Source organism: Stenotrophomonas sp. INTA L402-1 (assembly GCF_059295135.1).
On the sequence record NZ_JCAFWP010000009.1, the window covers coordinates 1 to 12733 of the forward strand.

Sequence of the window (12733 nt, forward strand, 5' to 3'; positions counted from 1 at the left end):
TCGACGTTCGTGTGCGGGATGGGGATCGCTCGACTCGTCTGTCGGCTAGTATCCGCAGATGCATGCTTGACGGTCCCTCCACCCTGGCTCCTACATACCGCGTAGGAGCCGGGAGGAACATACAAGCCATGCTCGACTGGCTTTTCGCGCGCCCCGGCCGAAGAGCAGTCGAGCATGGCTCGACTCTACAGGGCGGGTCGCAAACCCCTCACCACTTGAACAGCACCAGGCTGATCGCCAGCGTGCCCATGCCTGCCACCAGCCCATACACCGTTTCGTGGCCCTTGGCATAGCGCTTGGCCGCCGGCAGCAGTTCATCCAGCGCCAGGAACACCATCACGCCGGCGATCAGCCCGAACACCCAGCCGAAGGTGGCGTGCGACAGTGATCCGGACAGCAGCCAGTAGCCAAGCGCCGCACCCACCGGTTCGGCCAGGCCCGACAGCAGGCTGGCGCTGAACGCGTAGAACTTGTTCTGGGTGGCGAAGTACACCGGCACCGCAATCGCAATGCCCTCGGGGATGTTGTGGATGGCGATGGCGAAGGCCAGCGGCATGCCGACCGACGGACTCTCCAGCGTGGCAAAGAAGGTTGCCAACCCTTCCGGGAAGTTGTGCGCGGTGATCGCGATCGAGGTCAGCAGGGCAACCCGCTTCAGGTACTCGCGGCTGTTCTCGCGGAACGCCGGGTCCTGCTTGTCCAGGCTGTCATGCGGGTTGGGGATGAAGTGGTCGATCAGCACGATCACGATCACGCCCAGCAGGAAGGCCAGAGTGCCGTAGGTGAAGCCGGTGCGCTCGCCATAGGCCAGTGCGAACGAGGCAATGGACTTGTTGAGGATCTCCGACAGCGACACATAGACCATCGCACCGCCGGCGAAGGCCAGGCCGAAGGCCAGCAGGCGCGGGTTGGGGCGGCGCGAGAACAGCACCAGCAGGCTACCGATGGCGGTGGCCAGGCCGGCCGCGAGGGTGACCGCCAGTGCGATCCAGACATTTTCGGGGGGAATCTGCAGCATGTACCGACGCGGTCCTGGTCAACAGACAACCGCCCCGGATGAACCCGGGGCGGGGAGGGCGAGGCGGGCGTCGGCTGGCCTCGTCGGGGCGCGCGCGATCAGCCGCCGCGGCGCAGGCGTTCTTCGATGGCGAAGCACTGGTCCGGCTTCGGCTGCGGCGGGTTGAAGCTCACCGGCACCTGGATCGTGGCCGGCACGGGCTGGCCGTTGCGGGTGGCGGCATTGAACTGCCAGCCCTGTACGGCGGTCCTGGCCAGCTCGTCCAGCTGGGGGTTGCCGGCACCGGTCAGCAGAGCCACTTCGCTCGGCTTGCCGTCGGTGCCGATGGTCACCTTGAAGGTGCTGGTGCCGCCCACACCCATGCAGGCCAGCTCAAGCGGGTACTGCGGCGGCGGTGTCTTCACCGCAGCCACTTCGGTCGGCGGCGGCGGTGGTGGTGCCGCTGGTTCGGACGCGCCACAGCCGGCCAGGCCGGTCGCAGCGATCAGGGACAGGCTCAGCAAACGTACGTTCATGGCAGTTGCTCCGTCAGGGCCGAAGTCTTCGCCGCACAGATGAAGTCGTTCTCGCTCAGGCCGCCCACATCGTGGGTGGAGAAGCGCACGGCCGCGCGATCGTAGTGCACGCCCAGGTCCGGATGGTGGTCCTCGCGATGGGCGATCCAGGCCAGCGCGTTCACGAAGGCCATGGTGGCGTAGTAATCCTTGAAGCGGAAGGTGCGCGACAGGGCCTGGCCGCCCTCGCTCAGCTCCCAGCCGGGAATCTGCGGCAGCAGTTCGGCCAGGCGGGCTTCGCCAAGCTTGTGATCGCTGCCTTTGCGCGGCACGCAACGGGCCTGGGCCAGTGGAATCAGGTCGGCCATGGGAATCTCCACCTCGTGTTGACTGAACAATGCGCCGGACGGTGTATAAACCGAATGAGCGGTTGACGCTTACTTGGCTAGAATAGCCTGATGATCCAGATCTCCGACACTGCCCAGACCCATTTCCGCAAGCTGATCGAACGCGAGGGCGTGCCCGGCATGGGCGTGCGCCTGAGTGCGGTCGAGCCCGGCACCCCGCGCGCCGATGCCCGGCTGGAGTTCGCCGAACCGACCGACCTGCTCGGTGACGAGTGGGCGGTGGACTGCGATGGCTTCACCCTCTACGTCGATGCGAGCAGCGTCGGCTGGCTCGATGGCGCCGAGATCGACATCGTCGCCGGCACCGCCGGTACCCAGCAGTTGACCATCAAGGCGCCGCGCATCAAGGGCGAGGCCCCCGGCGATGCCGCTTCGCTGGTCGAGCGCGTGCACTGGGTGGTGGAAAACGAAGTCAATCCGCAGCTGGCCTCGCATGGCGGCAAGGTGGCCGTGCAGGAAGTCTCGTCCGACGGCGTGGTGCTGCTTCGCTTCGGTGGTGGCTGCCAGGGCTGTGGCATGGCCGACGTGACGCTCAAGCAGGGCATCGAGAAGACCCTGATGGGCCGCGTGCCGGGCGTGACCGCCGTGCGCGACGCGACCGACCATGACAGCGGCCACGCGCCGTATATCCCGCGCGGCAACGTCGCCTGACCGCTGACGCGTGCCTCTGACCCGGGCCGAGCAACTCATCGAACTGCTGCTGGCCCGCCAGCAGCCACGCGCCGTCCTCGAGAAGTCCACGCGCCTGCCCTATGGCTGGGCGCTGTGGCTGCGCTCGCTGGGCCCGCTGCCGCGGCCGTTCCACGCCCGCGAAGTGATTGCGGTATTGCTGCCGCGCCCGCTGCCTGGACCGCCGGGCCAATCACCCCGGCTGTCGCCGTGGCAGGCGCTGCGCCGGTTGTTCTGGCAGGACTGGGACGCTGCGCCGCGCGATCAGCGCTGGATGCGCTGGACCTCGGCGTTGGCCAGCGCGCTGCTGCACCTGCTGTTCTTCATGCTGCTGCTGTGGGTTGCGGTGATCCGCACCACGGCACCGGAAGCAGAGGGCGCCGAAGGCGAGCGTGTGCAGGTGGAATTCGTCGGCCGCGCCTCCCAGGAGGGCGGAGGCGATCAGCCGGGTGCCGAGGCGGCTGCGGCTGCACCGGCCGGCCAGGTTGCCGCCGGCCAGGCAGCAGGGGCCGCGACTGCACCTGAGCCGCGTCCTGCGGCCGCGTCGGCGCCTGCGCCTGCACCGGCTCCAGCACCGACAGCCAGCGCGCCGTCGCCGCCGGCCGAAGCCGAGCCGGCCCCGCTTGCGGCCCCGCCACCGTCGCCGGTGCAGGCCACCGAAGTGGCGCAGGCCAGCACGGATTTCGTGGTGCCGCCGGTCAGCGTGCCGCGCACCGAGGTCAGCATCGTGCCGCGTGACACCACACCCACGGTGCGCGAGCGCAGCGTGCAGCCGGTGCAGGCGCCGCCAACCCCAACCGCGATGCGTGCGCCGCAGATCGCGGTGCGGACGCCGCAGCTGCGTGACATCCCGGTGCAGGAGCGCGAAGTCAGTACGGTCGATGCACCGGCGGTGTCGCAGCCGCTGCGCACGGCCGATGTGCAGGTGCGCGTGCCGCAGCACGACGTGCAGGTGCGCGAGCGTGAGGTGCAGGCGGTGGTCGATCCGCAGGTGCGGATGGCGACCGTCGCCGGTCGTGAACCGGCGGTGCGTGCGCCGGCGGGTCGTGACGTACAGGTGCGCGAGCGCGAAGTAGCCTCGGCACCGGCGGCAGCCCCTTCGTCTTCCAGTGGCAATGTACCCGCGGCAACGCCCGCGTCGGCAGCCAATGGCAGCGCGACGCAGGCCAGCAGCAACACTGCGCGGCCTGCTGCATCCAGCACGACCCCGGCCCAGGCCGGAGCGCGCCCGGCCCCCAATCCGGGCAACTGGGCCACGCCCGCCAAGGGCGATGACTGGGGTGCATCGAGCCGCAACCAGGACGGCGCCGAGAAGGGCGCCCGCCAGGCCAGTACCAGCGGCAAGGGCAGTGGCCTGTTCAATGCCGATGGCAGCGTCCGCGTGCCGGGCCAGGAAGGCGAGGGGCGTGCCGAGCGCGGTGCCCCCGGTGGTGCCAACGATGGCTGGAGCAAGGAACGCATCGCGCAATCGGGCACCTGGCTGAAGCGACCGCCGTACGACTACACGCCTACCTCGTTCGACAAGTACTGGGTGCCGCAGGAATCGCTGCTGGCCGAGTGGGTGCGCAAGGGCGTCAAGGCTATGGAGATTCCGTTGCCAGGTACCAGTACGAAGATCTCCTGCGTGATCTCGATTCTGCAGGCCGGCGGTGGCTGCGGACTGACCAATCCGAACATGCAGGACCAGCCAGCGGTGGCACGACCGCCGCCGGACATCCCGTTCAAGAAAGAGCTGCAGGAAGACAACGGGAGCCGCTAACGGCTCCCGTTGTCCACGCATGTTTCCTTATCCCCGCGCCGTTGGCGCGCCCCCTTGAACAACAAGAGGGCTTTTCGATGGACCCATCGCGGGATGTGACGGCCATGCTGGCGCGCTTTGGTAGGTGCCAACCTTGGTTGGCACAGAAGCGCCGACCAAGGTCGGCCTCTACCTGGGCGGTGACCTCACGCGCTCTGCTACAGAAACATCCAGAACGGCAGGTCTCCGCCAACCCACTGGCCGGCCCGCGCTTTGGTAGGTGCCAACCTTGGTTGGCACAGAAGCGCCGACCAGGGTCGGCATCTACCGGAGCACGTGCGCCGACCAGGGGCGGCCTCTACCTGGGTGGTGACCTCACGCGCTCTGCGACAGAAACACCCAGAACGGCACGTCTCCGCCAACCTGCTGGCCGGCTCGCACTTTGGTAGGTGCCAACCTTGGTTGGCACAGAAGCGCCGACCAAGGTCGGCATCTACCGGAGCACGTGTGCCGACCAGGGCCGGCCTCTACCTGGGCGATGACCTCACGCGCTCTGCGACAGAAACACCCAGAACGGCACGTCGCGGCCAACCCAGTCGCGGCTGGCTTCGTCCATTACGTCCAGCAACGTGTCGAAATCCTTCTGCGTGGAGGCGCGCAACGTGTCCACGTCGGCCAGGAACAGCGCGTAGCCGTTGGCCGGCAGCCACTGCAGGTCGCGCAGGTTGTCCGACAGCGCATCCCAGTTGCCGCCGAAGCCGGCAGGGAAATCCAGTTGCGCGGCCAGCCGGGCCAGCAGGGTGCGCTTGTCGGCCACGCCTTCCAGGTCGATGCGGATCACCTTCAGCCCGGCATCGCGCATCGCCGCGGCCAGTGCGCCGATGTCGTCGCTGTCGATGGCGTAAACGCCTGCATTGTTGATGTCATGCAGGCCGAGGCCGAAATCATCGTGGCTCATCACTGCGCTCCCTGGGCCGGTACGGTGAAGCTGCGGAACGATTCGTAGTGGTCGTCGGTGTAGTACCACGCCTCCGGCGGATCGCCGCCGGTGACGATGCGGCGAGCGCCACGGGTGCGCGCACCGGGGGTGTCGACGGTGTATTCGCGGTAGTAGCCGCGCGGGCGCTGCGGCAGCTGCTGCTCGCGGTTGCCGAAGGTGCTGCCGTCCTGGCGGTGCGGGAACGGGCCGCCACGCTGGATCAGGGCGATGGTCTGCCGGGCTTCAGCGGGCAGGAATGCGGGCAGGCCGCTGTCGTTGCCGGTTGCGGCCGTGGCCGGCGCGCGCGCGGCAGGCGCGCCCTGCAGGTCGGGCGCGAACTGCGGCGCCGGCGGGCGCTGCATGAAATGGTTGGCGACCAGGCCGAGCAGCAGCAGGGCGATGGCGGTGATCAGCAGCCGGGGGTTGCGCATGGGCAGGGGCGGGCGAGGGTGGTGCGGGCACTGTAGCGCCTGTGCGCTGCACGGTGCATGAGGACGGCGTCGCGTCACTGCTGCGTAACAATTGCCGTCATGCTCACTGGCAGGACGCAATTTCCTTTACATCCCCCTTGGTAATCTGGCGGTCTGTCCCCATCATTCACCGCGCAACGCCCGACACCGTCGGGTGCCCTCGCAATCAGGAGATGCATCATGGCCTATACCCTGCCCAAGCTGTCCTACGCCTACGACGCGCTGGAACCGCATATCGATGCGGCGACGATGGAAATCCATCACACCAAGCATCACCAGACCTACATCAACAACGTCAACGCGGCGCTGGAAGGCACCGAGTACGCTGACCTGCCGGTCGAAGAACTGGTGAAGAAGCTCAAGTCGCTGCCGGAGAACCTGCAGGGTCCGGTGCGCAACAACGGTGGCGGCCATGCCAACCACTCGCTGTTCTGGACCGTGATGGCTCCGAATGCTGGCGGCAACCCGGTGGGCGACGTGGCCAAGGCCATCGACAAGGACCTGGGTGGCTTCGACAAGTTCAAGGACGCCTTCACCAAGGCGGCGCTGACCCGTTTCGGCAGCGGCTGGGCGTGGCTGAGCGTGACCCCGGACAAGAAGGTCGTGGTCGAGAGCACCGGCAACCAGGACAGCCCGCTGATGGAAGGCAACACCCCCATCCTCGGCCTGGACGTGTGGGAACACGCGTACTACCTGAAGTACCAGAACCGTCGTCCGGAATACATCGGCGCGTTCTTCAACGTCATCGACTGGAACGAAGTCGAGCGCCGTTACCAGGAAGCGATCGCCTGATCGCGGTAACGGGATGAACTGAAAAGGCCGGGGGAGACCCCGGCCTTTTCTGTTGCAGGAGTCATTCGGTAGTGCCGGCCGCTGGCCGGCAATCGTGTGGTACCCGAGGAGCCGGCCAGCGGCCGGCACTACCTATTCGGCCGTGGCCGTATCACCCTGCAGCCGCAGCGTAGCCATCACGCCCAGGCGCAGGCCGGGCAGGTCGCCGTCGGCTGGCAACAGGATCGGCTGCTGGCGGATGCCGCCGAAGTGCTTGACCTGGAACAGCACATCCAGGCCATGGCCACTGCTGCCACCGCCACTGGCTGCAGGCGCCTCGGCGCGGCCGCCGGGATTGCGCCGGGCCGGCTGGAAGCCGGGCGTGCTGCGAACCAGTTCCACAGTGTTGGCGGAGAAATCGCCGGCGATCAGGCTGGGCATGCCCTCGGAGGTGGCGCCGATCCAGGTCATCAGGTCGCTGGTCTGATGCTGGCGGGCGGTGGCCTCGTCCGGGTCCGGGCGCAGCCGTGCCACATAGATGTTGACCAGTGCCTCGCCCAGCTTCAGCCGCATCATGCCGGCGGCGCTGAAGGTGCCGGGTGGGTGCAGCAGGGTCACGCCATCCTCGCTGACCGGCAGCCGGGTCAGCATCGCGTTGCCATGCCGCAACGGCTGGCTGGGCGGATCGGCGGTAACGAAGTCGCAGCTGTAGCGCAGCCGGCTGGCCAGCCAGCAGGCCGGATTGCGGCCCTGCTGCTGCAGCACCTGCTGCACCGAGATCACGTCCGGCTGCAGGTCGGTCAGCAACTGTGCGACCTGCTCACGGCGCAACTTCCATTGCGCGTCATCGCGGCTGGGCAGTTCCAGTGCGGCCACGGTGAGTTGCCGGGGCTCGCTCTCGCTGGCGGCGGTGGCCGTTGCCTGCGGCCGCGCCTGTGCCTGCAACGCCATCAGCAGCACCAGGCAACTGAGCAGGAGACGGGCGGGGGCGAGGGCGCGCATAACGATAAGTTTACGCTTTTGTCGTGCAGGTGCCGTGACTTCCGGCACGGAGTGTCGCTGCCTGCCATGGATTGGCACCGTTGTCATGCAGCCCTGCAGCGTGCTTCGCAAGCCCTGCTTCCGGTAATCTTGCGCCTTTCGCTTTGCAGGATTGCCTTACAGGATGAGCCACGACGCAGTTGCCCCCATCGCCGGCCAGGGAAAGATGCCGCGCCAGATCCCGTACATCATCGGCAATGAGGCCTGCGAGCGGTTCAGTTTCTACGGGATGCGCAACATCCTGGTGCAGTTCCTGATCACCTCGCTGCTGCTGCAGGAAATCACTGCGGAAGGCCGTGCCGGTGAAGCCAAGGACATCATGCACAGCTTCATGATCGGCGTGTATTTCTTCCCGCTGCTCGGAGGCTGGCTGGCCGACAGGTTCTTCGGCAAGTACCACACCATTCTCTGGTTCAGCCTGGTCTACTGTGCCGGCCACCTGTGCCTGGCGCTGTTCGAGAACAGCCGCGAGGGCTTCTTCCTCGGCCTGGGCCTGATCGCGCTCGGTGCCGGTGGAATCAAGCCGCTGGTGGCCTCGTTCATGGGCGACCAGTTCGACCAGAGCAACAAGCACCTGGCCAAGATCGTCTTCGACGCCTTCTACTGGATCATCAACTTCGGCTCGCTGTTCGCCTCGCTGCTGATCCCGCTGGTGCTGAAGAACTGGGGCCCGCAGTGGGCGTTCGGCATCCCGGGCATCCTGATGTTCATCGCCACCTTCGTGTTCTGGCTGGGCCGCAAGCGCTACGTGCTGGTGCCGCTGCCGCCGAAGGATCCGCATTCGTTCGCCAACGTGGTGCGTACCGCACTGACCACGCGCGTGGCCGGCCAGGGCCGTCCGGGCCTGGTGATCGCCGTGCTCGGCCTGGTGCTGGCAGTGGCCTCGTTCGGCCTGGTTGGCTCGTTGGGCATTGTCATCTGCCTGTGCCTGGCGCTGGTATCGATCCTGGCCGGTATCGGCGGTGGCACCTGGCTGCAGCTCGATCGCGCCCGTGGCCAGCATCCGGCCGAAGCCGTCGAAGGCGTGCGCTCGGTGCTGCGGGTGCTGGTGATCTTCGCGTTGACCACGCCGTTCTTCTCGCTGTTCGACCAGAAGGCCTCGACCTGGGTCCTGCAGGGCCAGCAGATGCAGATGCCGAGCTGGTTCACCGCCTCGCAGATGCAGGCACTGAACCCGCTGCTGGTGATGATCCTGATTCCGTTCAACAACCTGGTGCTGTACCCGGCCCTGCGCCGCTTCGGCTTCGAGCCGACCGCGCTGCGCCGCATGACCGCCGGCATCGCCTTCAGCGGCCTGGCCTGGATCGTGGTCGGCGGCATCCAGGTGGTGATGGACGGGGGCAACGCCATGTCGATCTTCTGGCAGATGCTGCCGTACGCGCTGCTGACCTTCGGTGAGGTGCTGGTCTCGGCCACCGGCCTGGAGTTCGCCTACAGCCAGGCGCCGCAGGCGATGAAGGGCGTGGTGATGAGCTTCTGGAACCTGACCACAACCATCGGCAACCTGTGGGTGCTGCTGTCCAACGCGGCGGTGCGCAACGATGCGGTGACCCACAAGATCGCCAGTACGGGCCTGAGCGAGGCGGCGTTCCTGATGTTCTTCTTCGCCGGTTTCGCCTTCGTCGCGGCGTTGGCCTTCGGTTGGTACGCGAAACGCTATCGTATGGTCGACAACTACCGTAGCGCCTGAGCCTGACATGACCCCCGTCAATCTGCTGTTGATCGCCATCACCGCCATCCTGTCGTGGATGGCGTTCAACAACCGCAAGCTGGCCGACCGCCTGATCCTGTGGCCGCCGGCCATCGACCGTCACCGCCAGTACGACCGGCTGGTGACCTATGGCTTCATCCACGCCGACTGGTCGCACCTGATCTTCAACATGATCACCCTGTTCTTCTTCGGGGGATTCATCGAGAGCGTGATGGTGCAGCTGACCGGCAGCTACCTGACCTACCCGGCGTTCTACATCGGTGCGCTGCTGGTCTCGATCCTGCCCAGCTACCTGAAGAACCAGAAGAACCCGAACTACCTCAGCCTGGGTGCGTCCGGTGCGGTGTCGGCGGTGCTGTTCGCCTTCATCCTGATCAAGCCGTGGTCGATCATCCTGGTGTTCTTCATCCCGGCGCCGGCCATCGTCTACGCCGCGTTCTACGTCGGCTACAGCATCTGGATGGACAAGCGCGGCGGTGACCGCATCAACCACAGCGCGCACCTGGCAGGCGCGGCGTTCGGCGTGATCTTCATGCTGGCCATGCAGCCGAGCATCTTCACTCACTTCCTGCGCGAACTCTCCAACCCGACCTTCCGCCTCGGCGGCGGTTGATGACGGGAGCGGGGCGGATCGGCAGCGATCCGCCCCCGCTGTTTCAGAGCGTGGGCTGCTGACCGTAGGTATCCAGCAGGCGGGCGAACACTTCTTCGCCGATGCGCTGGAAATCCTGGTCCTGGGTCTGCCCCTCCACGGCCAGTTGCAGCAGGCCCTCCAGCAGGGCGCGGTCGGTATCTGAATGGGAATCGCTGGGGTGCATCGGAGCCTCCGCGGTGGTGCACATGATCAACGGTCGCAAGGGCCGTGCCAGCCTGGCCGTACCCCTCCACAGGCGATAGCGGCCGCCAGTGCTCCAGCTTGAGGGTCGCAAACTGACGTGAATGGAACGGACTTGCCCCTGTTCAGGCTTCACGCGATCATGGCGCCCGGCTGCGCACCATCCACGCAGTCGCCGCAGGAGACAGTTCCATGGCTTCGGTCACGCCCCCCGGTCTGGCCTACGAGGTCGAACACGACCTGGCCAACCATCGCTTCACCGCCCGTGTGCGCGGACAGCTGGCGGTGCTGGACTACCAGATCAAACGCAGGCGCATGGTCATCACGCATACCGAGGTGCCCGAGCCGATTGCCGGCCGAGGCATCGCCGGTGAGCTGACCCGTGTGGCGCTGCGTTTTGCCCGTGAGCAGAAGTACAAGGTGGTGCCGGCGTGTTCCTACGCCGAGGCCTTCCTGCAGCGGCATGAGGAATACCACGACCTGCTCGTTGGCTGAATGCCAGCGGGCCAAGCTTCAGCCATGGCAGGCGATGATGTACAAACATGAACAGGGGATCCCGATGAAGATTGGAAACAACCGGCCATTGCACGGCAGCGTGCTGGCCGGCGTGGTGGGCGTGCTGTTGCTGGCCGGTTGCCAGCGTGAAAGCGAGCCGGCACCGGCGACCGACGCGGCGCCCGCCGCCGAAGCCACCGCCGCAGGCGAAACGCCGGTCACGGAAGCGCCGCTGGACCTGCGCGACGTGATCGAGAACAACGAACGCGAAGTGGTGGGTATCAGCTACCCGGCCGGCATCGACCGCTACCCGGGCCTGGCCCGCGCGCTGCAGAGCTATGCGACGAGTGCGCGCAGTGACCTGCAACAGGCGCTGGACGGGCTGGGCAATGACAAGCCGACCATGCCGTACGAGCTGTCGCTGAGCTTCGAGAAGCTGCTGGAAACCCCGCAGCTGGTGGTGGTCAGTGCTGATGGCAGCCGCTACACCGGTGGCGCCCATGGCGAACCGCTGGTGGCCCGATTCGTGTGGCTGCCGCAGCATCAGCAGATGCTCAGCGCCGAAAAGCTGGTGGCCGATGCCAAGGGCTGGAAGGCGATCAGCGATTTCGTCGCCGACCAGCTGCGTGAACGCGTGGCCACCCGCCTCAGCGGTGAGGACATGGATCCGGCCCAGCTGCAGGAATCGCTGCGCAACGCATCGCGCATGATTGCCGACGGCACCGGCCCGCAGGCCGACAATTTCAGCCAGTTCCAGCCGCTGACCGACGACAAGGGGCAGATCACCGCGCTGCGCTTTGTTTTCCCGCCGTACCAGGTGGGTCCATACTCGGACGGCACCCAGACCGCCGATGTACCGGCGGCGGTGCTGTTGCCGCACGTGGCCAAGGACTACGTGGAGCTGTTCGCACGCGGTTGACCGCAGTCGAGGAGGTGGCGTGGATACAGGGTTGCAGGAGCGGGTCGCCGGCCTGCTGCAGGAAGCCGGGGTCCGCATCGGCGGTACCCAGCCACAGGATATCCAGGTTCATGACCCGCGCTTCTTCGCGCGGGTCATGGCGCACGGCTCGCTTGGCCTCGGCGAGAGCTACATGGACGGTTGGTGGGATGCCAACGTCCTGGATGAATTCCTTGTCCACCTGATGCAGGCGCACCTGGACGAACGGGTGCACGGTTGGCGCGAAGTGGCCGATGCACTGAAGGCGCGCCTGTTCAACCTGCAGGTGGGACAGGGCAGCTACGAGGTGGGCCGCCGCCACTACGACCTCGGCAATGATCTCTACCAGGCCATGCTGGGCCAGCGCCTGGTCTATAGCTGTGGCTACTGGCGCAATGCCGGCGATCTCGACGCCGCGCAGGAAGCCAAGCTTGACCTGGTCTGCCGCAAGCTGGGCCTGCGCCCGGGGCAGCGTGTGCTGGACATCGGCTGTGGCTGGGGCGAAGCCCTGAAGTTCGCCGCCGAGCGCTACGGTGTCAGTGGCGTCGGCGTGACCATTTCGCAGGAGCAGGCCGAGTTCGCCCGCGAACTGTGCGCCGGCCTGCCGATCGAGATCCGCCTGCAGGACTACCGCGAACTGCACGAGCCGTTCGATGCGATCTTCTCGATCGGCATGTTCGAGCACGTCGGCGACAAGAACTACGCCAGCTTCTTCGAGGTGGCCAGGCGTTGCCTGTCACCGCGCGGCCTGCTGCTGCTGCACAGCATCGGCACCAACATCTCGCGGCATCGTACCGACCCGTGGATCGCGCGCTACATCTTTCCCAACTCGATGCTGCCATCGGCGGTGCAGATCACCAAGGCGTTCGAGGGCCGCTTCGTGCTGGAGGACTGGCACAACTTCGGCACCGATTACGACCTGACCCTGCAGGCCTGGCGGCGCAACGTGGAAGCGGCGTGGCCGCGGCTGGATGCGCGCTACGACGAGCACTTCCGGCGCATGTGGCGCTTTTACCTGGCTGGGTCGATGGCCACCTTCCGTTGCCGGCACGCGCAGCTGTGGCAGCTGGTGCTGTCGCCGGAAGGCGTGCCGGGTGGGTACGTGGCGCCACGTTGAGGCTGCACTTCTGCCCTGCGCGACCGATGGTGCGGATCGTGGAAGAAGCGA

Annotated in this window: 15 protein-coding genes; 8 read left to right on the forward strand and 7 right to left on the reverse strand. The window is 66.7% G+C overall.

Going from position 1 to position 12733, the window contains the following annotated elements; all coding sequences use genetic code 11:
- Nucleotides 1-208: 208 nt before the first annotated feature.
- The 3 genes from zupT to AC5O77_RS07475 form a co-directional block, all read right to left on the reverse strand.
- Nucleotides 209-1018 carry a zinc transporter ZupT gene (gene zupT / locus AC5O77_RS07465; protein WP_006456115.1) on the reverse strand — a complete coding sequence of 270 codons (810 nt, stop codon included), beginning with the start codon at nt 1016-1018 and terminating at the stop codon, nt 209-211.
- 98 nt (nt 1019-1116) lie between these two features.
- Nucleotides 1117-1533 (reverse strand): energy transducer TonB, encoded by a 417-nt coding sequence (locus AC5O77_RS07470; RefSeq protein WP_032129663.1) that lies wholly within the window; start codon nt 1531-1533, stop codon nt 1117-1119.
- Nucleotides 1530-1880 (reverse strand): 4a-hydroxytetrahydrobiopterin dehydratase, encoded by a 351-nt coding sequence (locus AC5O77_RS07475; protein ID WP_494506667.1) that lies wholly within the window; start codon nt 1878-1880, stop codon nt 1530-1532. The genes AC5O77_RS07470 and AC5O77_RS07475 overlap by 4 nt, the downstream gene beginning before the upstream one ends.
- 90 nt (nt 1881-1970) lie before the next feature.
- Here AC5O77_RS07475 and AC5O77_RS07480 point away from each other — a divergent pair, with 90 nt between their 5' ends.
- Nucleotides 1971-2570 (forward strand): NfuA family Fe-S biogenesis protein, encoded by a 600-nt coding sequence (locus tag AC5O77_RS07480; protein WP_032129662.1) that lies wholly within the window; start codon nt 1971-1973, stop codon nt 2568-2570.
- 10 nt (nt 2571-2580) lie between these two features.
- Nucleotides 2581-4347 (forward strand): hypothetical protein, encoded by a 1767-nt coding sequence (locus tag AC5O77_RS07485; RefSeq protein ID WP_494506668.1) that lies wholly within the window; start codon nt 2581-2583, stop codon nt 4345-4347.
- 523 nt (nt 4348-4870) lie between these two features.
- On the opposite strand, the gene AC5O77_RS07490 is transcribed toward AC5O77_RS07485, so the two are convergent.
- Nucleotides 4871-5284 carry a barstar family protein gene (locus AC5O77_RS07490; RefSeq protein ID WP_032129660.1) on the reverse strand — a complete coding sequence of 138 codons (414 nt, stop codon included), beginning with the start codon at nt 5282-5284 and terminating at the stop codon, nt 4871-4873.
- Nucleotides 5284-5736 (reverse strand): guanyl-specific ribonuclease, encoded by a 453-nt coding sequence (locus tag AC5O77_RS07495; RefSeq protein ID WP_478056936.1) that lies wholly within the window; start codon nt 5734-5736, stop codon nt 5284-5286. Before AC5O77_RS07495 ends, AC5O77_RS07490 begins: the two co-directional genes overlap by 1 nt.
- A 219-nt stretch (nt 5737-5955) precedes the next feature.
- On the opposite strand from AC5O77_RS07495, the gene AC5O77_RS07500 reads away from it, so the two are divergent.
- Complete coding sequence (locus AC5O77_RS07500) at nt 5956-6567, forward strand: superoxide dismutase (RefSeq protein WP_005410310.1); 612 nt, start codon at nt 5956-5958, stop codon at nt 6565-6567.
- Nucleotides 6568-6699: 132 nt separating this feature from the next.
- Here AC5O77_RS07500 and AC5O77_RS07505 read toward each other — a convergent pair whose 3' ends face one another.
- Nucleotides 6700-7548 (reverse strand): endonuclease/exonuclease/phosphatase family protein, encoded by an 849-nt coding sequence (locus AC5O77_RS07505; protein ID WP_494506669.1) that lies wholly within the window; start codon nt 7546-7548, stop codon nt 6700-6702.
- Nucleotides 7549-7711: 163 nt separating this feature from the next.
- Between AC5O77_RS07505 and AC5O77_RS07510 the strand changes: the two genes are divergently transcribed.
- Both AC5O77_RS07510 and AC5O77_RS07515 read left to right on the forward strand, forming a co-directional pair.
- Nucleotides 7712-9277, forward strand: a complete 1566-nt coding sequence (locus AC5O77_RS07510) for a POT-type proton-dependent oligopeptide transporter (protein WP_032129657.1) — start codon at nt 7712-7714, stop codon at nt 9275-9277.
- Nucleotides 9278-9284: 7 nt separating this feature from the next.
- Nucleotides 9285-9911 (forward strand): rhomboid family intramembrane serine protease, encoded by a 627-nt coding sequence (locus AC5O77_RS07515; protein ID WP_010486760.1) that lies wholly within the window; start codon nt 9285-9287, stop codon nt 9909-9911.
- Nucleotides 9912-9954: 43 nt separating this feature from the next.
- Here the strand turns inward: AC5O77_RS07515 and AC5O77_RS07520 are convergent, their stop codons facing one another.
- Complete coding sequence (locus tag AC5O77_RS07520; protein WP_165929939.1) at nt 9955-10116, reverse strand: hypothetical protein; 162 nt, start codon at nt 10114-10116, stop codon at nt 9955-9957.
- Between the two features lie 209 nt (nt 10117-10325).
- On the opposite strand from AC5O77_RS07520, the gene AC5O77_RS07525 reads away from it, so the two are divergent.
- The 3 genes from AC5O77_RS07525 to cfa are packed head-to-tail and all read left to right on the forward strand — an operon-like array spanning nt 10326 to nt 12682.
- Nucleotides 10326-10628: a GNAT family N-acetyltransferase gene (locus tag AC5O77_RS07525; RefSeq protein WP_006455911.1), complete on the forward strand. Its 303-nt coding sequence runs from the start codon at nt 10326-10328 to the stop codon at nt 10626-10628.
- A gap of 37 nt (nt 10629-10665) precedes the next feature.
- Entirely contained in the window at nt 10666-11547 is an 882-nt protein-coding gene (locus tag AC5O77_RS07530; protein ID WP_049421528.1) for a DUF3298 and DUF4163 domain-containing protein, read from the forward strand.
- Nucleotides 11548-11566: 19 nt separating this feature from the next.
- Entirely contained in the window at nt 11567-12682 is a 1116-nt protein-coding gene (cfa, locus tag AC5O77_RS07535) for a cyclopropane fatty acyl phospholipid synthase (RefSeq protein ID WP_049421515.1), read from the forward strand.
- Nucleotides 12683-12733: the final 51 nt, after the last annotated feature.

Excerpts from the sequence above, each read along its gene's own strand:
- AC5O77_RS07530 (WP_049421528.1), top strand. The coding sequence starts at position 10,666 with ATGTACAAACATGAACAGGGGATCCCGATGAAGATTGGAAACAACCGG.
- AC5O77_RS07510 (WP_032129657.1), top strand. The coding sequence starts at position 7,712 with ATGAGCCACGACGCAGTTGCCCCCATCGCCGGCCAGGGAAAGATGCCG.
- AC5O77_RS07495 (WP_478056936.1), bottom strand. The coding sequence starts at position 5,736 with ATGCGCAACCCCCGGCTGCTGATCACCGCCATCGCCCTGCTGCTGCTC.
- AC5O77_RS07475 (WP_494506667.1), bottom strand. The coding sequence starts at position 1,880 with ATGGCCGACCTGATTCCACTGGCCCAGGCCCGTTGCGTGCCGCGCAAA.
- AC5O77_RS07525 (WP_006455911.1), top strand. The coding sequence starts at position 10,326 with ATGGCTTCGGTCACGCCCCCCGGTCTGGCCTACGAGGTCGAACACGAC.
- AC5O77_RS07505 (WP_494506669.1), bottom strand. The coding sequence starts at position 7,548 with ATGCGCGCCCTCGCCCCCGCCCGTCTCCTGCTCAGTTGCCTGGTGCTG.
- AC5O77_RS07515 (WP_010486760.1), top strand. The coding sequence starts at position 9,285 with ATGACCCCCGTCAATCTGCTGTTGATCGCCATCACCGCCATCCTGTCG.
- AC5O77_RS07520 (WP_165929939.1), bottom strand. The coding sequence starts at position 10,116 with ATGCACCCCAGCGATTCCCATTCAGATACCGACCGCGCCCTGCTGGAG.
- AC5O77_RS07500 (WP_005410310.1), top strand. The coding sequence starts at position 5,956 with ATGGCCTATACCCTGCCCAAGCTGTCCTACGCCTACGACGCGCTGGAA.
- zupT (WP_006456115.1), bottom strand. The coding sequence starts at position 1,018 with ATGCTGCAGATTCCCCCCGAAAATGTCTGGATCGCACTGGCGGTCACC.
- AC5O77_RS07470 (WP_032129663.1), bottom strand. The coding sequence starts at position 1,533 with ATGAACGTACGTTTGCTGAGCCTGTCCCTGATCGCTGCGACCGGCCTG.
- AC5O77_RS07490 (WP_032129660.1), bottom strand. The coding sequence starts at position 5,284 with ATGAGCCACGATGATTTCGGCCTCGGCCTGCATGACATCAACAATGCA.
- AC5O77_RS07480 (WP_032129662.1), top strand. The coding sequence starts at position 1,971 with ATGATCCAGATCTCCGACACTGCCCAGACCCATTTCCGCAAGCTGATC.